This is a genomic window from Aeromonas sp. AE23HZ002T15, from assembly GCF_054165525.2.
In genome coordinates, this window is record NZ_CM201342.1 from 4,335,489 (window position 1) to 4,355,818 (window position 20,330).

The 20,330-nt window shown below is 61.8% G+C and carries 20 protein-coding genes; 1 reads left to right on the forward strand and 19 read right to left on the reverse strand.

The window, feature by feature from the left end; genetic code table 11:
- Nucleotides 1–5: 5 nt before the first annotated feature.
- The 13 genes from pseI to ACT5M9_RS20335 all read right to left on the reverse strand — a co-directional run bounded on the left by pseI (nucleotide 6) and on the right by ACT5M9_RS20335 (nucleotide 12,306).
- Nucleotides 6–1,043 (reverse strand): pseudaminic acid synthase, encoded by a 1,038-nt coding sequence (gene pseI / locus ACT5M9_RS20275; protein ID WP_457980590.1) that lies wholly within the window; start codon nucleotides 1,041–1,043, stop codon nucleotides 6–8.
- Nucleotides 1,044–1,058: 15 nt separating this feature from the next.
- Nucleotides 1,059–1,610 carry a UDP-4-amino-4,6-dideoxy-N-acetyl-beta-L-altrosamine N-acetyltransferase gene (gene pseH / locus ACT5M9_RS20280; RefSeq protein ID WP_457979328.1) on the reverse strand — a complete coding sequence of 184 codons (552 nt, stop codon included), beginning with the start codon at nucleotides 1,608–1,610 and terminating at the stop codon, nucleotides 1,059–1,061.
- A gap of 2 nt (nucleotides 1,611–1,612) precedes the next feature.
- Nucleotides 1,613–2,737, reverse strand: a complete 1,125-nt coding sequence (gene pseG / locus ACT5M9_RS20285) for a UDP-2,4-diacetamido-2,4,6-trideoxy-beta-L-altropyranose hydrolase (protein ID WP_457979326.1) — start codon at nucleotides 2,735–2,737, stop codon at nucleotides 1,613–1,615.
- A gap of 73 nt (nucleotides 2,738–2,810) precedes the next feature.
- Entirely contained in the window at nucleotides 2,811–4,100 is a 1,290-nt protein-coding gene (locus ACT5M9_RS20290; RefSeq protein ID WP_457979324.1) for an aminotransferase class III-fold pyridoxal phosphate-dependent enzyme, read from the reverse strand.
- Nucleotides 4,097–4,852, reverse strand: a complete 756-nt coding sequence (locus tag ACT5M9_RS20295) for a cytidylyltransferase domain-containing protein (RefSeq protein ID WP_457979322.1) — start codon at nucleotides 4,850–4,852, stop codon at nucleotides 4,097–4,099. The genes ACT5M9_RS20290 and ACT5M9_RS20295 overlap by 4 nt, the downstream gene beginning before the upstream one ends.
- Nucleotides 4,849–5,694, reverse strand: a complete 846-nt coding sequence (locus tag ACT5M9_RS20300; RefSeq protein ID WP_457979320.1) for an aldo/keto reductase — start codon at nucleotides 5,692–5,694, stop codon at nucleotides 4,849–4,851. Before ACT5M9_RS20300 ends, ACT5M9_RS20295 begins: the two co-directional genes overlap by 4 nt.
- Nucleotides 5,685–6,827: a UDP-4-amino-4,6-dideoxy-N-acetyl-beta-L-altrosamine transaminase gene (gene pseC / locus ACT5M9_RS20305; protein WP_457979318.1), complete on the reverse strand. Its 1,143-nt coding sequence runs from the start codon at nucleotides 6,825–6,827 to the stop codon at nucleotides 5,685–5,687. The genes ACT5M9_RS20300 and pseC overlap by 10 nt, the downstream gene beginning before the upstream one ends.
- Nucleotides 6,824–7,828 (reverse strand): UDP-N-acetylglucosamine 4,6-dehydratase (inverting), encoded by a 1,005-nt coding sequence (gene pseB / locus ACT5M9_RS20310; RefSeq protein WP_457979316.1) that lies wholly within the window; start codon nucleotides 7,826–7,828, stop codon nucleotides 6,824–6,826. Before pseB ends, pseC begins: the two co-directional genes overlap by 4 nt.
- Nucleotides 7,829–7,925: 97 nt before the next feature.
- Nucleotides 7,926–8,735 (reverse strand): cobalamin-binding protein, encoded by an 810-nt coding sequence (locus ACT5M9_RS20315; protein WP_457980588.1) that lies wholly within the window; start codon nucleotides 8,733–8,735, stop codon nucleotides 7,926–7,928.
- 19 nt (nucleotides 8,736–8,754) lie between these two features.
- Entirely contained in the window at nucleotides 8,755–9,654 is a 900-nt protein-coding gene (locus tag ACT5M9_RS20320) for a cobalamin biosynthesis protein CobD/CbiB (protein WP_457979314.1), read from the reverse strand.
- A gap of 59 nt (nucleotides 9,655–9,713) precedes the next feature.
- Nucleotides 9,714–10,406, reverse strand: coding sequence for a 5'-methylthioadenosine/S-adenosylhomocysteine nucleosidase (gene mtnN, locus ACT5M9_RS20325; RefSeq protein ID WP_457979312.1), 693 nt, complete (start codon nucleotides 10,404–10,406; stop codon nucleotides 9,714–9,716).
- Nucleotides 10,407–10,537: 131 nt separating this feature from the next.
- Nucleotides 10,538–11,293 (reverse strand): substrate-binding periplasmic protein, encoded by a 756-nt coding sequence (locus ACT5M9_RS20330; protein ID WP_457979310.1) that lies wholly within the window; start codon nucleotides 11,291–11,293, stop codon nucleotides 10,538–10,540.
- Nucleotides 11,294–11,376: 83 nt separating this feature from the next.
- Nucleotides 11,377–12,306 carry a ZIP family metal transporter gene (locus tag ACT5M9_RS20335; protein WP_457979309.1) on the reverse strand — a complete coding sequence of 310 codons (930 nt, stop codon included), beginning with the start codon at nucleotides 12,304–12,306 and terminating at the stop codon, nucleotides 11,377–11,379.
- A gap of 339 nt (nucleotides 12,307–12,645) precedes the next feature.
- Here ACT5M9_RS20335 and ACT5M9_RS20340 point away from each other — a divergent pair, with 339 nt between their 5' ends.
- Entirely contained in the window at nucleotides 12,646–14,277 is a 1,632-nt protein-coding gene (locus ACT5M9_RS20340; protein WP_457979307.1) for a methyl-accepting chemotaxis protein, read from the forward strand.
- Between the two features lie 115 nt (nucleotides 14,278–14,392).
- Here the strand turns inward: ACT5M9_RS20340 and gloA are convergent, their stop codons facing one another.
- From gloA to rsxC, 6 genes are all read right to left on the reverse strand, one after another.
- The gene (gene gloA / locus ACT5M9_RS20345; RefSeq protein ID WP_457979305.1) at nucleotides 14,393–14,806 is read right to left on the reverse strand and encodes a lactoylglutathione lyase; all 414 of its coding nucleotides are present in this window, start codon (nucleotides 14,804–14,806) and stop codon (nucleotides 14,393–14,395) included.
- 97 nt (nucleotides 14,807–14,903) lie between these two features.
- A complete protein-coding gene (gene nth, locus ACT5M9_RS20350) occupies nucleotides 14,904–15,545 on the reverse strand; it encodes an endonuclease III (RefSeq protein ID WP_438549686.1) in 642 nt (213 codons plus the stop codon).
- A 48-nt stretch (nucleotides 15,546–15,593) separates the two neighbouring features.
- Complete coding sequence (rsxE, locus tag ACT5M9_RS20355) at nucleotides 15,594–16,349, reverse strand: electron transport complex subunit E (RefSeq protein WP_457980587.1); 756 nt, start codon at nucleotides 16,347–16,349, stop codon at nucleotides 15,594–15,596.
- A 38-nt stretch (nucleotides 16,350–16,387) separates the two neighbouring features.
- A complete protein-coding gene (gene rsxG, locus ACT5M9_RS20360) occupies nucleotides 16,388–17,020 on the reverse strand; it encodes an electron transport complex subunit RsxG (protein ID WP_438549685.1) in 633 nt (210 codons plus the stop codon).
- A gap of 43 nt (nucleotides 17,021–17,063) precedes the next feature.
- Nucleotides 17,064–18,116, reverse strand: coding sequence for an electron transport complex subunit RsxD (gene rsxD / locus ACT5M9_RS20365; RefSeq protein WP_438549684.1), 1,053 nt, complete (start codon nucleotides 18,114–18,116; stop codon nucleotides 17,064–17,066).
- Between the two features lie 3 nt (nucleotides 18,117–18,119).
- Complete coding sequence (gene rsxC, locus ACT5M9_RS20370; protein WP_457979303.1) at nucleotides 18,120–20,330, reverse strand: electron transport complex subunit RsxC; 2,211 nt, start codon at nucleotides 20,328–20,330, stop codon at nucleotides 18,120–18,122.

Consider the following 20,330-nt stretch of genomic DNA (forward strand, 5'->3'; position numbering starts at 1 on the left):
ATCCATTATTCAAACACATCATTTTTCACTGGTGTATTTGCAAGTATGGGCTGAGTGACAGTTCTTCCTATCACGTCAGCTAGACATTTCGGGGCTAAACCAAATCCAGGTCGCACACTGCGCACGGCATCTGCCGTGATGATCTCTCCAACTTGCAAGTCTTTGACAAAATAGAGGGAACGGCGGAATTTGGCATTTCCTATCTCGCTAGATTTTCGGCTATAGTCCACCTTCCCTAGCGCAGACCACGCTGTGTTAGCACCATCACATAATTGCTTCAATTCTGCAGGCTCTAGTGAAAAGCTGTCATCCGGCCCACCGCCATTGCGGTTTAAAGTAAAGTGTTTCTCAATGATCGAAGCTCCCAGTGCTATGCTCGTGATGGCTGTGGTGTTATCCAGAGTATGATCCGACAACCCTGTTACTAGTCCAAAGCGTTGTTGCATATCCAGCAGGGTACGTAGGTTGTAATCCTCCGCTGGTGCCGGGTAGCCACTGACGCAATGTAATATGGCAAGATCTTTACACCCCCCGGCACGAGCTTCTTCAATAGCATCTCTTATCTCTTCAGCATCAGCCATGCCGGTGGAGATGATCATCGGTTTTCCGGTACTAGCCACATAACGTATCAGTGGCAAATCAATAGCCTCAAATGAAGCTATCTTGTAGGCGGGCGCATTGAGGTCTTCGAGAAAATCTACCGCCGTAGAATCAAAGGGAGAGCTGAAAATGGTAATACCTAGCCGGTGGGCATGTTCAAATAGGGAGGTATGCCACTCCCAAGGCATCTGAGCCTCTTGATAGAGTTGATAGAGGTTCTTGCCACGCCATAGGCCATCGTGGATTTGAAAATCGGGCGTGTTACTGTTGAGCGTAATGGTATCTGCAGTATAAGTTTGCAGCTTGACTGCATCGGCGCCAGCTAGCTTAGCCTCTGTAATCAAACGTAATGCATTTTCTAGCTTACCGTTATGGTTAGCAGACATCTCTGCAATTACATATGGAGAAAAACTCTGTCCGATTCCTCTTCCATTAATAAATATTGTCGGGTTCATCATTTATCTGCTCATGCGTACAGTAATTTTGTCTAATAGTTCAGTGCGATTATGCTCCCACTGGTTTTTGAATATTGCCAATCTATGAATGTCAATATATTTGCAGTCGATAATATGCTGCTCTCGAAAAATACCTTCGACTTCAAAACCGAATTTTTGATGCAAAGAAATGACAGACTTATTGAAACTTAGTACCTCACAATATAACTTGTATAAGTTTAATGTGATAAATGCCTGCTCAAGCATTAAATACTCCATTCTAGTCCCAGTGCCTTTTGGTGCCGAAGGGGATGAATAAAATGCCCAAGCTGAATTTTCATTTTTTAAATCTAGATTATTGAATGCAGCTATACCACATGGCTGTTCTTCATACTCATACATGTAATATATTTGGTCTTTCCTATCTTGCATAGATACCCACCAAGAATAATGCTCTTCCGGTGAAATAACATGCTGAGTATACATGTTTCTTCTTACTTTTGGCTCGTTGCGCCAAGAGAGCATCAGATCAAGCTCTTCTTCTTTTATATCTCTTAATATACCGAGAGTGCCCATTTTCATCTCTCCATTGGAATTGACGCTATGATGTCAATAACTCTACAGACTCCCAAACCATCTGTGATTTCTCTAGCATTTTTCAGCATATTTATACTGGTTTCAGGCTCTGAAACATAATCATGTAGCCAGTTAATAACATTCTCTTCTAGATTATCTGTCAGCATATATACCGCAGCAGCACCTGCCGACATTAAATGATGGGCAACTTCTCGTTGATTATCTGCGATGACAAACATCAATGTGGGAAGACCTAGACAGCAGCGCTCCCAAGATGTACTACCCGCAGCACCGATAGCCAAGTCACTGTCAGCCATCAGCTGAGCCATGTTGCTGACATTGGTTAGCACTTCGGTAGGCCAGGGCAGGGTGGCGGCGAGAGCCTCAACCTGCCCTAGCCAAGGGGCCGTTACTCCCATCACCACACAGATTCGGCAATCATCCGGCAAGGGGGCCTGCCGTAATGCCTCTAACACTCGGCCGGTTGCATTAGGTTTGTCGACTCCACCCATGGTAATCAGCACTTGTTTTAGTGTCGGTATCTGGCGTCGTTCTCGGCTATATTCCCGCAATGAAGCGAATTCCGGACGAAGCAGGGAATAACGGGACCCCACTAGCAATGTACAATAGGGGGGGACTCGTTTTCGGTAGTCATCAGGCTGGCGGCCTAGATTTTGGTCGAGTAATAGATCGCAATCATGCGTACGATCGGCAAGGTCATCGATCGCCATGATATAACCCACATGGGGGCGTAAGATCTTTTCCCAGCATGTATCGAGAGCGTAGTGGTCAACTACCAGCCAGTCGGGTCGACACTCGGCTAAAATGGCCTGGGTTTGTTCCGCATCCTGCTCCCAACTACATCCCAGCCAGCTTGCGTGCGCAAGTTGGGATATACCAGCAGGTTCTTGCTCGGAGTCATGCTTCGCAGCAAGAAGATGGCAGTGATAGTCACGGGCACTGATAAGGTCAGCTAAGTGCCCAGGATGAGCACGGCAGATAAACCAGCATTCGGCCCCTTGTTCACGCAATGCATCGGCCAGGGTTAGGCAGCGCATCACATGACCGGTCCCCGACTCGAGCGATGCATCTACTCGAAAGGCGATATATTTACCGGAAAGTTTCATTGGGGCCCTTCAGCAACTGATAGGTCGTTTCGGTACGGGCCCCATTTGCGGCGTTACCAGTATTAGGCTGCACTTAACGCACCTTGAAGACTGGCTGGATGGGTTCGCCATCCAGGGCCTGGTGGATGGCTCCCTCGGCATCCAGGCGGATCAGCTTTGGCAGAACCTTGGCATAAACATCCAGCAGGGTCAGTATATCCTGCTCACTGTGGGAGAGATTCAGATTATGGCTGCCGAGGCTGAGGATGCCCCTTTTGCACAGCTCCTGCATTAAGTAGCTCTTGAGCAACCAACTGGAGTGGTTGGCTGAATCGCCAATCAGCAGGAAACACCAACTTGGGTGACCTGCTGTTTGCAACCAGTGCGGGGCATCAAGTCTTTGCAGCAAGGCATCAAGCCCGGTCAGCAGCTGCTGGCCTCGCTCCGCCAGTCGTGTGGGGACATCCAGCTGGCGCATCTTCTTGATCACGGCGTTGGCGGCTGCCAAGGCGATGACATCGCCGCCAAAGGTGCCGGAGAAGAAGATATCCTCCATGTGTCGCATGTGCTCACGGCGACCCACCACGGCCGAGATGGGGAAGCCGTTCGCCATTCCCTTGCCGAAGGCGGCGAGATCCGGGGTAACGCCAAACAGAGTCTGAGCACCACCTAGATGGTTTCTAAAGCCAGTAATAGTCTCATCGAAGATGAGCAGGGCGCCGTGCTCATCGCACAGCTGGCGCAGACCGGATAGAAATTCCGGGGTCGGCCAGGCGACGTTCATGGGCTCCAGGATGACGGCTGCAAACTCACCCGGGTGAGCTTCGAACTGGATCCGCAGGGAGTCCAGATTGTTGTAGTCGAAGCGATGGGTGAGCTCGCGCACGCACTCGGGCACCCCCAGGTGGCGGGTGGTGGAGCCTATGTACCAATCCTGCCAGCCGTGGTAACCGCAGACGGCGACCCGTTCGCGGCCGGTGACGGCGCGGGATAGGCGAATGCAGGCGGAGGTGGCGTCTGTGCCGTTCTTGCCGAAGCGCACCATCTCGGCGCAGGGGATGAGCTCGATAAGCTGCTCGGCCACCTCGGTCTCCAACCTGTGGGGCAAGGAGAAGATGGAGCCCAGATTGAGCTGTTCCATCACGGCCTGATTCACATCGGGATCGCAATAGCCCAGGCTGATGGCCAGCAGGCCACTGGCAAAGTCCAGATACTGATTGCCATCCACATCCCAGACCGTCGCGCCCTCACCACGTTCGATAAACAGGGGCGCGGCGCCATAGGGAAAGCAGAGACGGCTCTTGGAGAAGGTCTGGGAACCGAGGGGGATGCTCTGTTCGGCCCGAGCGGAGAGTGCCAGTGAATGCTGATAGCGTGAGGTCATGAATGATGCTCCTTGGCCAGCGAGCTCGCCAGCCCTTCATTGCGCTGATGATGGGTATTCAGGGTTGCGAGATCGGGTTCCCGCGCCAATAGATTGAGAATGTTATCGGTGGTAAATGCCGGATTTGACGGGTAAAGCCGCTGATAGATCTGCTCAACCAGCTCGAAATCGGCGGGTTCATCTACCGTCCAGCGCAGATGGGCCAGACTCGGCTGACGCGCCAATTTCCCGATCTTGAACTGGTCAGCGTGTTGACGGATGTAGTAGGTGACGTGTTCACGCTGAACCTGGCTATGGGCCCGCTCGGCCAGCAGACCCAGGGTGGTGGCACTCAGGATCTCTGCGTCCAGGCCATCCGGGTAGCTGGGGTCCCAGCCGTTGCTGCTGTAGTCGTATCCCCCGGCGAGGTGTAGTTCGATGAGCTCATCGATGAGGACTGGATCCGCCAGTGGGCAGTCGCCGGTGAGCCTGACGACATGGGTGGGCGAAAAGCGTTGGGCGGCCAGGTGGAAGCGCGCCAGCACGTCGTCCAGGGGGCCACGAAAACAGGGGACACCGAGCCGCTCACAGAGCAGGGCGATGGCTTTATCCTCTTCCTGAACGCTGGTGGCGACGATCAGCTTGTCCAGCCGTTTGGCTCGTTTGAGCCGTTCAATCTGGCGCGCGAGCATGGGTTCGCCCAGGAGGGGCCTGAGTACCTTGCCGGGCAGCCGGCTGGAGCTGGCTCTGGCTTGCAGTATCCCGAGGATCATGATGATGTCCATTTGGCCGGGTTGATTAGGTCGGGATCGTCACAGGCCAGGGTGGCGAGCTCGGCGTCTTGCCAAGGATGTAGATGGCCGTAGGCTGCGCCTATGGCCGCCAGCTCGTGGGCATGGCAGACCCCTACCACGAAGCGGCTGACCTGGGGCAGGGCCGCAATCAGTGACAGCGCCTTGTCAAGGGGGCTGAGGTGGGGATGGGAACTGTCCAGCCGCCCTAGCGGGCCGGCGAAGGTCTGGAAATAGTCGGGGCGAAGCGCCGGCTGCATCAGCAGCAGCCCTTGCAGGAAGAGGGAGCGCACGTGGATTTCGCAGCCCATATCCTGCAACCGATCGAGCCAGCCCGAGCGCAGGAAGCGCTGATCCAGCAAGTTGGCGGGCAACTGCACCAGTTGCAGGGGATAGCCCTGTTCGAGCCAGAGATCGAGCTCCTGGGGTGAGTAGACGGAAACCCCCGTTTTGCCCACCTTACCTTGCTGTTGCAGATCCTTGATCCGCTCGAACAGCGCAGGGTTTGCATCCTGGCTGCGATGCAGCAGCAGGCCATCCAAGGTGGGACGAGCAAGCCTGTTCAAGCTCTGTTCAACCGCGGTTGCTACCCCAGCGGCCGTGATCCCCGGAGCCAGCTTGCTGACCAGATTGAAGTCGGCGGACTGCTGGCTGCCTAGTCGTGCCTCGGCATTGCCATAGGCCTGGGCCGTATCCAGGGTATCGATCTTGAGGCGACGGGCCAGGGCCAGGATGGCGCCGAGTTTGTCATCCGGGACCAGGCCTGCCCGGTTGCTGATGCCGTAATCGAGGCCAAACTGCACGGTACCGAGGGCTAGGCGCATAGCACCGACTCCAGGGCCTGGATGACCCTGTCTTGCTCCGCCAGTGACAGCGTGGGGAACAGGGGCAGACTGATAGCCTGCTGGTAATAGGCCTGAGCCCCCGGGTAAGCCGCGGGGTCATGGCCCAGCTCACGGTAGTAGGGTTGGGCCGGGATGGGCATGTAGTGCACATTCACCCCTATGCCAGCATCTCGCAGGCGGGCAAATACCTGGTCGCGGTCGGCGACCCGGATCACGTAGAGGTGATAGCCGGAGTGGCGATCATCGCCTTGGCGCAGGGGGTGCACTGGCAGCCGGGTCAGCAGTTCGTCATAGCGGGCTGCCAGTTGCTGGCGCTGGTCGATAAAGTGGGACAAGCGGCTCATCTGGCTCAGACCCAGCGCGGCCTGGATGTCGGTCAGGCGATAGTTGAAACCCAGCACCTGTTGCTCGTAGTACCAGCCGCCCGGGCTGGGACTGTGCATCTGTTCGGGAGCCCGGGTGATGCCGTGACTGCGATAGAGCCTCAGCTTGGCCGCCAGTTCGTCATTCCGGGTGGTGACGGCGCCACCTTCTCCGGTGGTGATGGGTTTCACCGGATGGAAGCTGAAAACCGTCATGTCGCTGTGGGCGCAACTGCCGATGGGCACTCCCTGATAGCGGGAGCCCAGGGCGTGGCAGGCATCCTCGATGAGGCGAACGCCATATTGTTGGCACAGGACGCCTATCTCTGCCAGATCGCAGGGCTGACCCGCCAGATGCACGGCGACCAGCGCCTTGGGCTGGGCAGCCGTGCCCTGGACGGCTTGCAGTTTGGCGCGCAGCGCCGCCACACACAGGTTGCCTGTGTCGGGTTCCACGTCGATAAAATCCACCTGAGCACCGCAGTAACGGGCGCAGTTGGCGGAGGCGACGAAGCTGATGGCGGAGACCCAGACCCAGTCATCGGGCCCGAGATCCAGGACGGCGCAGGCGAGGTGCAGGGCCGTAGTGCCATTGTTGCAGGCGACCACATGAGGCACCTGGCAGTAATCGGCAAGCCCCTGCTCGAAGGCGGGAACCATCTGACCTTGTGTCAGATAGTCCGATTTCAGGACGGCGACGACGGCATCGATGTCATCATCTGTGATGGATTGGCGTCCGTAGGGGATCATTCGATTAGCACCTGCTGGTTCATCTTCTGTAGCTCGTCTATCGACAAGAAGTGCTGATTGTTTAGGGAATTGTATTCAAAGCCTGGCTCGACCAGGGTGGCGGTCTCCCCAAGGGCATTGGTCGCAAAGTCATTGTTGCGGCTGTTGAAACTGATGCTGGGGGAGATGACGTAATAGTCCTTGAACTCGAAGGTGTGGTAGGAGTCGTCGGCCGGGCACATCACCTCGTGCAGCTTCTCCCCCGGACGGATGCCGATGATCTCCTGGGGCAGATCGGGGGCCATGGCACTGGCGAGATCCGTGATGCGCACGGACGGGATCTTGGGAATAAAGAGTTCCCCCCCCTTCATGCGCTGGAAGTTGGCCAGCACGAAGTCGACCCCCTGCTGCAGGTTGAGCCAGAAGCGGGTCATCTCCGGGTGGGTGATGGGCAGATGGCTGGCACCCTCCTTGATGAGGCGGTCGAAGAAAGGTACGACGGATCCCCGTGAGCCCACGACATTGCCATAACGGACGACGGAGAAGATGGTGGGATTGTTACCCGCCATATTATTGGCGGCCACGAACAGCTTGTCGGAGCAGAGCTTGGTTGCGCCATAGAGGTTGACCGGGTTGGCAGCCTTGTCGGTGGAGAGGGCGATGACCTTCTCCACCCCGTTGCTGAGGGCCGCCTTGATGACGTTCTCCGCCCCCCCGACGTTGGTCTTGATGCACTCCATGGGGTTGTACTCGGCGGCCGGCACCTGCTTGAGGGCGGCGGCATGGACCACGAAGTCTACCCCGTGCATGGCCATGTTGAGGCGCTCTGCATCCCGCACATCCCCGATGAAGTAACGCATGCAGGGGTGGTTGAAACGCTGCTGCATCTCGAACTGCTTGAGTTCGTCGCGGGAGTAAACGATCAGCCGGCTCGGCTGGTAGCGGGAGAGGACGGTTTCGATGAACTTCTTGCCGAAGGAGCCGGTGCCGCCGGTGACCAGGATCGTTTTTCCGTTGAACATGTCGGTGTCCCATTTTGAAGGTGTGTGTCTGACAAAATTAAAAGCATATTTTGTGCCATCTTCCGTTGCCGCTCGGGTGTCCACAACGAGGCAAGGGTCAGGGGGCGGGGCTGGCCTGGGCGATCGCCTTGCATACCTGCTCCACCGCGTTGAGGGTGCGGGGGGTGAAGCGGTGCAGCTCATCCGGGTTGATGAGTTTTAGCTGCCCATGTTTGACGGCGTCCAGCATGGGCCACTGCTGCCAGTGGGTCAGCACGGCGGGATCTTGACTGCCGGCCAGGATGAGGCTCGGGTTGGCCTTGATCACCTGCTCCAGCCCTATCTGGGGGTAGGGGGTCTTGGCACCGGCCGCGACATTGGTGGCGCCGCACAGCTCGATGGCCTGGGCCGGCCATGCCGAGCCACTGACGCTGGTCAGCGGCGGATACCAGAGCTGATAGAACACCGAGACCGGCTTGGGCTTGCCATAGCGGCTCTTGATAGCATTGAGCCGCGCCATATAGGCATCGGCCCGGGCATTGGCGCTCTGCTCGAGGCCAAGCAGAGTGCCGAGGCGGCGCATCTCGTCTGCCAGGGAGGCGAAGTCGGTGGGCTCGGAGTAGAAGATGGGGATACCGAGCTGCTCCACCGGGGCCAGCATGCGGGACTGGGCTGAGTGCCAGGCCACCACCAGATCCGGTTTCTGGGCCAGCAGGGCTTCCAGGTTGATGCTGCGGTAGTTGGCCACCTGGGGCCGGGTTTTCACCTCGGGCGGAAAGTCGGAGGCATCGTCGGTGGCGACGATGCGATCCCCGGCGCCGATGTCGAACAACAGCTCGGTGAGGTGGGGGGTGAGGCTGATGATGCGCTGGGGGGGCTGGCTCCAGCCGACCTGTGGCCAGCCGATCAGGATCAGCAGGGCGCACAGGGATCGCAGTGTGAGTCGATTAACCACGGGCAAGCTCCAGGGTGGTGAGCAGGAGTGCCAACCCCATCCATCCCCAGCCGATCAGCTGCAGACGGTTGAGCAGCCGTAGCGGCAGTCCGGCATCCGGCTCGGCGCCGTCTCCGAGCACGGGGAAGCGTACCAGCTGTCCCTGGTAGTAACGGGGGCCGCCCAGACGGGCGTTTGTGGCTCTGGCCGCCAGGGCGAGCAGGCAGCCCATGGCCGGATAGGGCCAGGGCAGGGCAAGCCGCAGTCGACTGCCGAGCTGCCGCAACTGGCTCATGCACAGGGGCAGCGCCAGCAGCACGATGACGGGGGCGCAGAGCCCCTGATAGAGGGCGGTTGCGGCGCGGCCGAAGTGTGCAAACTCTCTCTGTTTCGGGCTCCAGGCCTGGTTCATCAGCTGGGCGAGACGCCAGAGCAGGGCTCCTTGTACCCCGGCCAGGGCGAAGCCCAGCAGGGGGCCGGCCCACTGGCCGACGAGGCGCAGGGCCGAGGTCTCGCTCACCGCCTTGGTCAGCCCCATGACGGACAAGGCGCTCGTCTCGCGCTTGAGCCAGGGGGCGGCCTGCAGCCGGGCCACCACCAGGGTCTCCTGGCTTGCCAGGGCGCGGGTCGCCCTGGCGAGTTCGCGCAGGGGGCGGGATTCGAGCATCAGCAGCAGGAACAAGAGGTCGAACAGGGGTTCGGACAGGGAGAGGTTGCGCACCGCCCAGAGCCCGGCGGCGCAGGGCAGCCAGACCACCAGCAGGGCCAGCATGCCGGCCTGGAATTGTTGGCGGGGGGAGCCGTCGGGGCGATAGACCCGGTGGCCCAGCCGCACCAGCAGCGGTAGCACGGCCCCTGGCCTGTAACGGGCAGGCCAGGGCAGCAGGGCTTCCAGCAGAGCGGCTCCCAGCATAATGGCCGCCGTCGTCGAGAGCAACACAGCGGTCAGGGGTTCCCAGAGGGTGGTGTCGATCACAGCTTGCCGAGCAGCGCGATGATCATCTCGGCGGAGTGCTGACCCGCCACTTCGATGAAGGCATCGAAGGATTCCACCTGCTCCTTGCCGGCGATGTCAGACATGGCGCGCACCACCAGGTAGGGCACCTTGAACATGTGGCACACCTGGCCGATGGCGGCCCCTTCCATCTCCACCGCCAACATCTGGGGGAAGTCGGCGCGAGCCTTGGCGATGGCCTCCGGCTTGCACATAAACTGATCGCCGGTGCAGATGAGGCCGACCTTGGTCTGGTGCTTGCCTTGCTCGCCGATGCAGGACTCGGCCAGCACGATAAGCTTCTCGTCGCAGGGGAAGGCGGCGGGCTGCTGGGCCATCTGACCCATCTCGTAGCCGAAGGCGGTCACATCCACATCGTGGAAGCGCATCTCGCTCGCGATCACCACATCGCCGATGTGCAGCTCCTGGTCGAAGCCGCCGGCGGAGCCGGTATTGATGACGCAATCCGGGGCAAACTTCTCCAGCAGCAGGCTGGTGGCCACGCTGGCGGCGACCTTGCCGATGCCGGAGCGGGTCAGGATCACCTCTTTACCGGCGAGCCGCCCCTGATAGAACTCGCAGCCACCCAGTTGCAGGGTGCGGGGTTCGCTGAGCTGACTGCGCAGCAGGGCGACTTCCTGCTCCATGGCGCCGATAATACCTACTTTCATCATCTACCTCGTTTGTCTCGTGTCTTCACGACGATGGACGGCTCCGGGGCCGTCTTGCCTGGCGCGGATGATAACAAATGTTGTCGATGGCGCCGAGCATTGTGCGGCGCCATGGGATGATTGCGGAAAAATCAATCGTAGCGCCCGGCCAGGGTCGCCAGTTCTCCCCGGCTGGCGAGCCGTTGCAGGGTGTCGCCAAACAGCTTGAGCCGCTCGGGGGTGGTCTGCCGGTGGAACAAGATGTAGAAGGGGGTCTCTTCCATCACTCTGGGGAGCAGGCGGATCTGGTCATCCAGCCGGTGCTGGCGAAGGTCGGCTTCAAAACCCGGGGAGCGGTAATAGAAGAAACGTCCCCGCTTCATCAGCAGCTTGTCGTAATTGGCCTCACTGTTGATCCCGCCGCTGTCGACGAGCAGGCCGCCGATGGCCTGCAACCGCGCGATGGCACCGCTGCCGTGATTGATGAGGATCACCCCCTCCCGACCCAGTGCCCGCACATCCTCCCAGCCCCGGATCTCGACGGCATCGTCCCGGCGCACCGCCAGGTGGTAGCGAACCGTGAAGATGGAGGGGGTGATGTAGATGAAGTTGTTGCGCCGCGCCGGGCTGTCCCCCACGCCGCAGATGAAATCCAGCTGGCCGTGGAGCACCTTCTTCTCCAGCCGCCGCAGGGGGAGAAAGGCCTGATCCCCCAGGATGCGCAGGGCGGGTTGTTCCCGCTCCATCAGCCGAAACAGGTCGACGCAGATGCCGCCGATCCGCCCATCGGATAGGGTCTGATACTTGGGGGCCGAATCGGGCTGGGCCGCGGTGTGGTAATCTTCGGTGGCACCGGCCCCGCTACCCATCAGCAGCAGGCACAGCAGCCCGGCCATCCTGACCCTCATCCCATCCACTCCCTGGAAAGTCACAGCCCCCGGGCATGGGGGCTGTGTGGTGGCTAGATATTAGGTTAGTTATCAGCGCCTTATCAACCCAGCGCGGTATCCAGGGTCATCATCAGGGCAAAGCCTGCCATCAGCCCCAGGGTGGCATAGGTCTGGTGACCGTTGCGGTGGGTCTCCGGGATCACCTCGTGGGAGACCACGAACAACATGGCGCCGGCGGCGAGCCCCAGGCCAATGGGGTAGGCGATGGCCATGCCGCTGGCAAGCCCCACCCCGAGCAGGGCACCCAGGGGTTCGAGCAGGCCGCTGCCGATGGCCACCAGCACGGCCAGGGAGGGACGAAAACCGGCGGCGCACATGGCGAGCGCCACCGCCAAGCCTTCCGGAATGTCCTGCAGGGCGATGGCTGTGGTGAGCGGCAGGCCGACCGCCATGTCACCCTGAGAGAAGCTGACCCCGATGGCCATGCCCTCCGGCAGGTTGTGTAGCGCGATGGCGAACACGAACAACCAGACCCGGGAGCAGCTCTCGTGGCCGGGACCGCAGGGGCCCGTCTTGTCGTGTTCGTGGGGAGTGAACTGATCCAGCCCCAGCATCAGCAAAACGCCGAGGGTCATGCCGGTCACTACCACGGCGGCGGCGAGAAAACCGTCTCCCGTGATCCCCTCGGCGGCTTCGAGTCCTGGCAGCAACAGGGAGAAGGCGCTGGCGGCCAACATCATGCCGGCGGCAAAGCCCAGCATGCCATCCTCCACCCGCTGGGGCACCGAGCGTAGAAACAGGGCCGGCAGGGCCCCTAGGGCCGTTGCGGCAAACCCGGCGACCCCGCCGATGAGGCCATAGCGGGCCCCGGGGCTGATGTCCCCCGCCAGCAGCATGACGAGGCTCTGCAGCAGGAGCAGCAGGACGGCCACCAGGGCGATGAGCAGGCCGAGGGCGGTGAGGGGACGGGCCTGGATCTGATCGCGCAGTTGGGCGCTCCAGGAGAGGGAAAGAGGGGATGCGTTATCCATGGACGAGACCTTGAGACGATGGCAGAAACGAGGCTTCCATTACATCGCCGGCCGCTCACTTTGTCCACGGCGGCGGGGCGATTGTGACAATCGGCTCAAGTTTGGCGACTGATGGTCGATGCTGTGACGGGCGCAGGGGCCGAGTGAATTCGGCCTGCTGCGACGAAAGGCGATGAGGGTCATGGGGGTCTTGTGATAAGGTGCGCCCCCTGCGAACGGCCGCTTCCCTTGTCGCTCGCGCTTTTTTATCTCCCGTCAGGACGTTTCGGGCCATCGTTTACAGGGACGTGATCGCCACAGTGCACCTGCTTTGTCAGCAGTCGAGGATCACCAACCAAGATGTCTTATAAAAATCTCTCCATCGGCAAGAAGATTGCCGTGGTCTTCGCGGTCATTGCCGCCATCAATGTGATATTCGGTCTCTTTCTCGCGAGCGAACTGCGCGGCATCAAGGATCGGGTTCTGAACTTCACCGATTCCACCCTGCCCAGCGTCATCTCGGTGGAGAACCTGCTCTATGACGTCTCCTATGTGCGCCGCGCCCAGTTCGCCCTGCTGATGATCGACGACGCGGCGGATCTGCAGGCCCGCCGTGGCCGCATTCAGGAGAGCATCGGCAAGGTCGAGCGCGCCCTGAGCGCCTACGAGGCGACGGTGGGGGCAGACAATGAGCGCCAGGTGTTCAACCGCGCCAAGCAGCACTGGCTGCAGTACCTGAGCCAGGTCAACCAGATCGACAACTTGCTGGCCCGGGGGGCCATGGCAGAGGCCAAGGTGGCGCTGTTCCAGTCCAATGCCGCCTACACGGAGCTGGAGCGCTCGGTCAATGGCCTGGTGGACGTGAACCTCGGCTTCGTGCAGGAGAACCGGGGCAGCCTGCTCGGCAGCGTCAACATGGTGACCACCTCCGCCACCCTGAGCATCGGCGCCCTGCTGCTGTTCATGGGGTTCATGACCTGGTTCCTGACCCGCCAGATCTGCCTGCCACTGCACGCCGTGGTGGCCCAGGCCAATGCCATCGCCGCCGGCGATCTCACCCATCAGCTGGATCGCCAGCACATTGGCCAGGACGAACTCGGCATGCTGGCCAAGGCCTCCCTCAAGATGCAGGACAACCTGCGCGGCTTGATTGAAGAAGTGGTGGCCGCCGTGACCCAGCTCGGCGCCGCCATCGAGGAGGTGAGCACCGTCTCCGAGCAGTCGGCGCAAGGGATCCAGAGCCAGCAGCAGGAGATCGCCATGGTGGCGACCGCCATGGCCCAGATGAAGGCCACGGTCGCCGACGTGGCGGGCAATACCGAGGTGGCGTCAGAGTCCGCCAGCTCCGCCAATGCCCTGGCCAGACAGGGCAATCAGGAGGTGCAGGGGGCCCTGGTGGCCATCACACGGGTGGCCGAGGAGATGGAGCAGGCCGGCTCTCTGGTGGCCGAGCTGGAGCGGGAGTCCGCCCAGATCAACGTGGTGGTGGACGTCATTCGCGGCATCGCCGATCAGACCAACCTGCTGGCGCTGAACGCCGCCATCGAGGCGGCCCGGGCCGGTGAGCAGGGCCGAGGTTTTGCGGTGGTGGCCGACGAGGTGCGTACCCTGGCGGGCCGCACCCAGGCCTCTACCGGCGAGATAGTCTCCATCATCGAGACCCTGCAGGCCCGCGCCAACCAGGCGAAAGAGGTGACCGGCCAGAGCTGCGAGATGATCCGCCAGTGCGTGAACCAGAGCGAGCAGACCAGCACCGGCATCCAGCAGATCGAGGTGGCGGTGGGGCAGATCGCCGACATGGCCATCCAGATCGCCAGCGCCTGCGGTGAGCAGGATGCGGTCTCCGACGAGCTCGGCCGCAACGTGGAGCGGATCAACGAATCCTCCAACGAGGTGGCCAGTGGCGCGGATCATACCGCCCGGGCCTGCCTGGAGCTGAGCCAGCTGGCGGCCGGTCTGCGTCAGACCATAGGGCGCTTCCGCCTGGCCTGATGCCTGGCCGAGGTTGCCGAGACGCGGTGCGCCCAGATGCAGGGCGCACCGGGGAGCAAGGCAGATAAAAAACGGGGCCATGGGCCCCGTTTTTTATTGCTCGCAAGCAGTCGGATCAGACGCTATGGCCGAGGCCAGCACCCGCATCCTTCTTGGCGATCAGTTCAATCTTGTAACCGTCCGGATCTTCCACGAAGGCGATGACGGTAGTGCCACCCTTGACCGGACCCGGCTCGCGGGTGATCTTGGCGCCGGCGGCACGCAGGGCCTCGCAGGTGCCATAGATGTCGTCCGCTTCCAGGGCGACGTGGCCGTAGGCGGAGCCCAGCTCGTACTCGCTGACGCCCCAGTTGTAGGTCAGCTCGATGACGGCTTCATCCTTCTCGTCGCCGTAGCCGACGAAGGCCAGGGTGTACTTGTACTCGCTGTTCTCGCTCTTGCGCAGCAGCTTCATGCCGAGCACCCGGGTGTAGAAGTCGATGGAGCGTTGCAGATCGCCGACGCGCAGCATGGTGTGCAGAATTCTCATTGCTTGCCTCTCCAGGTTGGTTGTTTGTACTGATTGCTATTCATTCTATGAGATAAAATGTCGTGAAAAGACGAGGTAGATGCATATGCCTCGATACCTAGCTCTCCGGATAGACTTTTTCTTTGTACTCGCACAGGTCTTCGATGATGCAGGAGCCGCAGCGAGGCTTGCGCGCCAGGCAGGTGTAGCGCCCGTGCAGGATCAGCCAGTGGTGCACATCCAGTTTGAACTCGGCGGGGACCACCTTGAGCAGTTTCTCCTCCACCTGATCCACGTTCTTGCCTACCGCGAAGCCGGTGCGATTCGATACCCGGAAGATGTGGGTGTCGACGGCGATGGTGGGCCAGCCGAAGGCGGTGTTGAGCACCACGTTGGCGGTCTTGCGACCCACACCCGGCAGGGCTTCCAGCGCCTCGCGATCCTCCGGTACCTCGCCACCGTGGCGCTCCAGCAGGATGGCGCAGGTCTTGATGACGTTCTCGGCCTTGGTGTTGAACAGGCCAATGGTCTTGATGTACTGCTTCACCCCGTCCACCCCGAGGGCCAGCATGGCGGCCGGGGTATTGGCCACCGGATAGAGCAGGGCGGTGGCCTTGTTGACGCTCACATCGGTGGCCTGGGCCGACAGCAGGACGGCGATCAGCAGCTCGAAGGGCGAGTCGAAATGAAGCTCGGTGGTGGGGTGCGGGTTGTGCTCCCGCAGCCGCTCCAGAATTTCTCTGCGTTTTTGGTTATTCATCGATTCTCTGTGTCTGTCTTGGCACTCTACGCTAGCGCGGGCAAAGCCCTAGAGCTGAGTGGCACGGGCGCCGGGGGCGGGCACGGCGCAGTGGGCCTTGTCGGCGGCCTGCTTGCGGCCCAGGCGATCGTTGATGGCATTCTTGGCGGCGATGAGCAGCCCCAGCCCGATGAAGCCCCCGGGTGGCAGGATGGCCAGCAGCAGGCTGGCATCGGCGTGGAACAGCTCGATGCGCAGGGACTTGGCCCAGTCCCCCAGCAGCAGATCGGCGCCGTCGAACAGGGTGCCCATGCCGATGATCTCCCGCAGACCCCCCAGCACCAGCAGCACCAGCGTGAAGCCGAGTCCCATCATGAAACCATCGATCGCCGCCAGCAGGGGCGGGTTCTTGGAGGCGTAGGCCTCGGCCCGGCCTATGATGACGCAGTTGGTGACGATGAGCGCGATGAAGATGCCGAGGGACTGGTAGAGGCCATAGGTGTAGGCGTTCATCAAGAGCTGCACGCTGGTCACCAGGGCGGCGATGATCATCACGTAGATGGGGATGCGGATATCCTTGGGCACCAGGTTGCGCACCAGGGAGACGGCGAGGTTGGAACTCACCAGCACCACCAGGGTCGCCAACCCCAGACCCAGGGCATTGGTGAAGGTGGAGGAGACCGCGAGGGTCGGGCAGAGCCCCAAGACCTGCACCAGGGAGGGGTTGTTCTTCCACAGCCCCTGCAGCATCAGCTCCTTGAGCTCCTCGCGGCGGGCATTGCCCTCGGCCGGGGGAGCCGTGTCGATCACGTCCACCTGTTCCATGGACTCTTGCATTGTCTCTTGCATGGTTGGCTCCGGCATCATGGGGCTGCGTCGCAGGAGGGGGCATCCCGCAGTATCTCGGGGTGTTCCTGTTGCAGGCGCAGCAGGTTCTTCACCGCCTTGACCACGGCGCGGGGCGTGATGGTGGCGCCGGTGAAGGCATCGAACTCGCCCCCGTCCTTCTTCACCGCCCAGGTCGCGTCGTTGTCTGCATTGAGGGTACGGCCGACGAAGCTGTCGATCCAGTTGGATTTTTTCAGCTCGATCTTGTCCCCAAGGCCCGGGGTCTCCTTGTGGGCCAGCACCCGCACCGCGCTGACGGCGCCCTTGGCATCCGTGCCGACCACCATACGAATGGCGCCGCTGTAGCCGTCGGGGGCTATGGTCTCGAGCGCATAGCCGGAGGGCTCACCCTTGAGCGTCGCGCTGTAGAGGGGCATGGGCTGATCGCTGCCGAGGTATTCCCGGCTGGTGACGAGCTTGCAACTGGCCACCAGATCGTTGTCATAGCTCCCCTCCGGCAGCAGGGCCGAGAGGATGCGCAGCTTGTCGAGCTGTTGCTGGTGGGCGATGCGATCCTTGGTGAGCTCGTTGGTCAGCACCACCATGGCGGTGCAGGCGAGGGCGAACAGGGCCAGGGTGACACCGTTCTTGCGCATGCTCTTTAACATGAGAAAGCCCCCTGGGCACGGGTTGGAGAGAGAAGACGTTGGATCATTTGCGGCGCGCTCCGTAGACCTTGGGCCGAGTCAGGCTGTCGATGAGGGGCACGCACAGGTTGGCGAGCAAGACCGCGAAGGCGAAGGCATCCGGGTAGCCGCCGAAGCGACGAATTAGGTAGACCAGGGCCCCTATCATGGCCCCATAGATAAGGCGGCCCCTCGCCGTGGTGCTGGCGCTCACCGGATCCGTGGCGATGAAGAAGGCCCCCAGCATGGTCGCGCCGCTGAACAGATGCAGCATGGGGGTGGCGGTGGCGTCCGGGGTCGCCAGATAGCCCAGGGTGGCCGAGAGCAGCAGGGCCCCCAGCACGGCTACCGGGATGCGCCAGTTGATCACCTTCTGCTGCAGCAGGAACAGGCCCCCCAGCAGATAGCCGAGGTTGACCCAGCTCCAGCCGATGCCACCCCAGCCCTCGAAGACCTTGTGGGTCATCACCTCGGTGGCCGTGAGCCCCTGGGTCAGCCCCGTCTTGAAGGTGTCGAGGGGGGTCGCCATGGTCAGGCCGTCCACCCCCTGCTTGAGCTGCATCATGCTGTAGCCGTCGAGGCTGAAGCCGGTGAAGATCACCGAGACCGCATCCCCGAAGCCGATGTCATAGGCGGCGATGCTGGACGGTGGCAGCCAGCTGGTCATCTGGACCGGGAAGGAGACCAGCAGCAGCACATAGGCCACCATGGCCGGGTTGAACAGGTTCTGGCCGAGACCGCCATAGAGGTGCTTGGCGATGATGATGGCAAAGGCCGTGGCCAGCACCAGCATCCACCAGGGCAGCAGGGGAGGCAGGGAGAGTCCGATCAGCACGGCGGTGAGGGCCGCGCTGCCGTCCAGCAGGGCCGGCTTGACGGGACGACCACGTAGTCTCAGCACCAGGGCCTCAGAGGCCAGCGCCGTCACCAGCGCGAGCAGGATCTGGACCAGGGTGCCCCAGCCGAAGAACCAGGTTTGCGCCAGGAAGCCGGGCAGGCAGGCCAGGATCACCAGCAACATCAGGGTCTGGGTCTGCTTGCGGTTATGGGCAAAGGGCGCAGTCGCGATATTGAACATGGATCAATGGCTCTTGTCTGAAAGTGGGTCTGACTCGGGCTGGCCCTGAGCGGCAGCCTGGGCCGCCAATTTTTTGGCCTTGGCGCGAGCGATGGCGGCCGCGATGGCCGCCTTCTTGGGATCGACCTCGGGGGCGGGGGTATCCGCCGAGGGCGCTATCTCTGCGCTTGCCGTCTCGGCCTCCGTCTCCGCAGCCTGGGCCGCCTTCTTGGCCTTGGCGCGGGCGATGGCGGCGGCGATGGCTGCCTTCTTGGGATCGACCTCGGGGGCAGGGGTATCCGCTGTGGGCGCTATCTCAGCGCTTACCGTATCGGCCTCCGTCTCCGCAGCCTGGGCCGCCTTCTTGGCCTTGGCGCGAGCGATGGCGGCGGCGATGGCTGCCTTCTTGGGATCGAGCTCGGGGGCGGATGCATCCGCCGCGGGCGCTATCTCTGCGCTTGCCGTCTCGGCCTCCGTCGCCTGGGCAGCCTTCTTGGCTTTGGCACGGGCCAGGGCGGCGGCGATGGCGGCCTTTTTGGGATCGACCTCGGCGGCGTCTTGCTGGGCTTCCACGGTCACGACCTCTGCCGCTTCGGCAGCCTTGGCGGCGCGGCGGGCTAGCGCCTCCTGCTTGCGTGCCTCCCGGGCCGCTGCCATGTCAGCATTGTCCGGTCGGAGATCCGATGGGGCGGCGGCGCCGGCCGCCTCCTGCTTGGCCTTGAGACGAGCCAGGGCGGCGGCGACCGGGTCTTCACCGCCGGCCTTGGTCATGGCCTGACGGCGCTGGGCGGCCGCCTCGGCGTGGCGTGCCTCTCGGGCGGCCTTGTCCCGCTCGAAGCGAGCCTGCTTGGCCTCGAAGCGCTGCTTGGCGCGCTCGGCCTTCTCGTGCTCGGCACGGGTCTCGCGGATGTCGTCCTTGGCAATCTTGTAGTACTGCACCAGGGGGATCTCGCTCGGGCAAACCCAGGCGCAGGCGCCACACTCGATACAGTCGAACAGGTTGAGCCCCTCGGCCTTGTCATACTCCTTGACCCTACTGTACCAGTAGAGCTCCTGGGGTAGCAGGTTGGCGGGACAGGCGTCGGCGCAGGCGCTGCAACGGATGCAGGCCTGTTCCGGACCGGGGGGCGGCAATTCGGCCCGGGTCGGGGAGAGCAGGCAGTTGGTGGCCTTGACCACGGGAACCATGGCGTGGGGCAGGGTGAAGCCCATCATGGGTCCCCCCATGATGACCCGCTGATCCGCCTCCGGCTGCAGCTCGAAGCGTTGCAGCAGCCAGCGTACCGGGGTGCCGAGGCGCACCCAGGCGTTGCCCGGTTTCTTGAAGGCATCGCCGGTGAGGGTGACGATGCGCTCGATCAGGGGCTCGCCGTCGATGATGGCGCGCTTGATGGCGAAGACGGTGGCGACGTTGAGCACCATGATGCCCATGTCCACCGCCCGCCCTCCCTTGGGCACCTGACGACCGGTGAGCAGCTCTATGGTCTGCTTGGCACCGCCGGATGGGTACTTGGTGGGCACCGACTTGACCAGCACGTCCTCGTCTGTGGCATGGGCGGTCAATGCGGCGATGGCGGCGGGCTTGTTGTCTTCCACCCCGATCAGGGTGAGTTTTGGCTTGAGCAGATGCTTGAGCACCCGGATACCGTCCAGGATCTCGTCCGCATACTCCTGCATCAACCTGTCATCCGTGGTGATGTAGGGCTCGCACTCCAGGCCGTTGACGATCAGGATCTCGGTGAGCTGGCCGCGGCCGTCGAGCTTGCTGTGGGTCGGGAAGACGGCGCCGCCGAGGCCCGCGATGCCAGCCTGCTGGATGCGCTCGAGCAGCTCGCCCCGCTCGAGATTCCAGTAATCGGCGCGGCCGTCGCGCGGTCCCCAGGCGTCCTCACCATCCGGGGTAAGCAGCACGCAGAGATCGTCAAGCCCCGAGGGGTGCGCCACGGTATGGGGCTCGATGGCGGTGACAGTGCCCGAGGTGGAGGCGTGCACCGGCACGATGCGGCCCTTGTCATAGCGGGTCAGGGGCTGGCCCTTCTTGACCCTGTCCCCCACCTGGACCAGCAGATCGCCGGCGGGGCCCGCGTGCTGGCGCACCGGTATGATGAGCTGGGGGGGCAGACCCGCCTGCACCACAGGGGTCAGGCTGGACTGGTGCTTGTTCTCGGGAGGATGGATGCCGCCGTGAAAATCCCAGAGGGAGCCGGCTTTGATACGCTCGAGCAAGGAATGCAT

Coding starts and splice junctions, on each gene's coding strand:
- pseB (WP_457979316.1), bottom strand. CDS start 7,828: ATGTTCAACGGAAAAACGATCCTGGTCACCGGCGGCACCGGCTCCTTC.
- nth (WP_438549686.1), bottom strand. CDS start 15,545: ATGAATAACCAAAAACGCAGAGAAATTCTGGAGCGGCTGCGGGAGCAC.
- rsxG (WP_438549685.1), bottom strand. CDS start 17,020: ATGTTAAAGAGCATGCGCAAGAACGGTGTCACCCTGGCCCTGTTCGCC.
- ACT5M9_RS20320 (WP_457979314.1), bottom strand. CDS start 9,654: ATGCTGGGAGCCGCTCTGCTGGAAGCCCTGCTGCCCTGGCCTGCCCGT.
- ACT5M9_RS20330 (WP_457979310.1), bottom strand. CDS start 11,293: ATGAGGGTCAGGATGGCCGGGCTGCTGTGCCTGCTGCTGATGGGTAGC.
- rsxE (WP_457980587.1), bottom strand. CDS start 16,349: ATGGAACAGGTGGACGTGATCGACACGGCTCCCCCGGCCGAGGGCAAT.
- ACT5M9_RS20290 (WP_457979324.1), bottom strand. CDS start 4,100: ATGACCTCACGCTATCAGCATTCACTGGCACTCTCCGCTCGGGCCGAA.
- ACT5M9_RS20335 (WP_457979309.1), bottom strand. CDS start 12,306: ATGGATAACGCATCCCCTCTTTCCCTCTCCTGGAGCGCCCAACTGCGC.
- rsxC (WP_457979303.1), bottom strand. CDS start 20,330: ATGCATTCCTTGCTCGAGCGTATCAAAGCCGGCTCCCTCTGGGATTTT.
- ACT5M9_RS20300 (WP_457979320.1), bottom strand. CDS start 5,694: ATGCGCCTAGCCCTCGGTACCGTGCAGTTTGGCCTCGATTACGGCATC.
- pseC (WP_457979318.1), bottom strand. CDS start 6,827: ATGATCCCCTACGGACGCCAATCCATCACAGATGATGACATCGATGCC.
- rsxD (WP_438549684.1), bottom strand. CDS start 18,116: ATGTTCAATATCGCGACTGCGCCCTTTGCCCATAACCGCAAGCAGACC.
- gloA (WP_457979305.1), bottom strand. CDS start 14,806: ATGAGAATTCTGCACACCATGCTGCGCGTCGGCGATCTGCAACGCTCC.
- ACT5M9_RS20295 (WP_457979322.1), bottom strand. CDS start 4,852: ATGATCCTCGGGATACTGCAAGCCAGAGCCAGCTCCAGCCGGCTGCCC.
- mtnN (WP_457979312.1), bottom strand. CDS start 10,406: ATGAAAGTAGGTATTATCGGCGCCATGGAGCAGGAAGTCGCCCTGCTG.
- ACT5M9_RS20340 (WP_457979307.1), top strand. CDS start 12,646: ATGTCTTATAAAAATCTCTCCATCGGCAAGAAGATTGCCGTGGTCTTC.
- pseH (WP_457979328.1), bottom strand. CDS start 1,610: ATGGGCACTCTCGGTATATTAAGAGATATAAAAGAAGAAGAGCTTGAT.
- pseG (WP_457979326.1), bottom strand. CDS start 2,737: ATGAAACTTTCCGGTAAATATATCGCCTTTCGAGTAGATGCATCGCTC.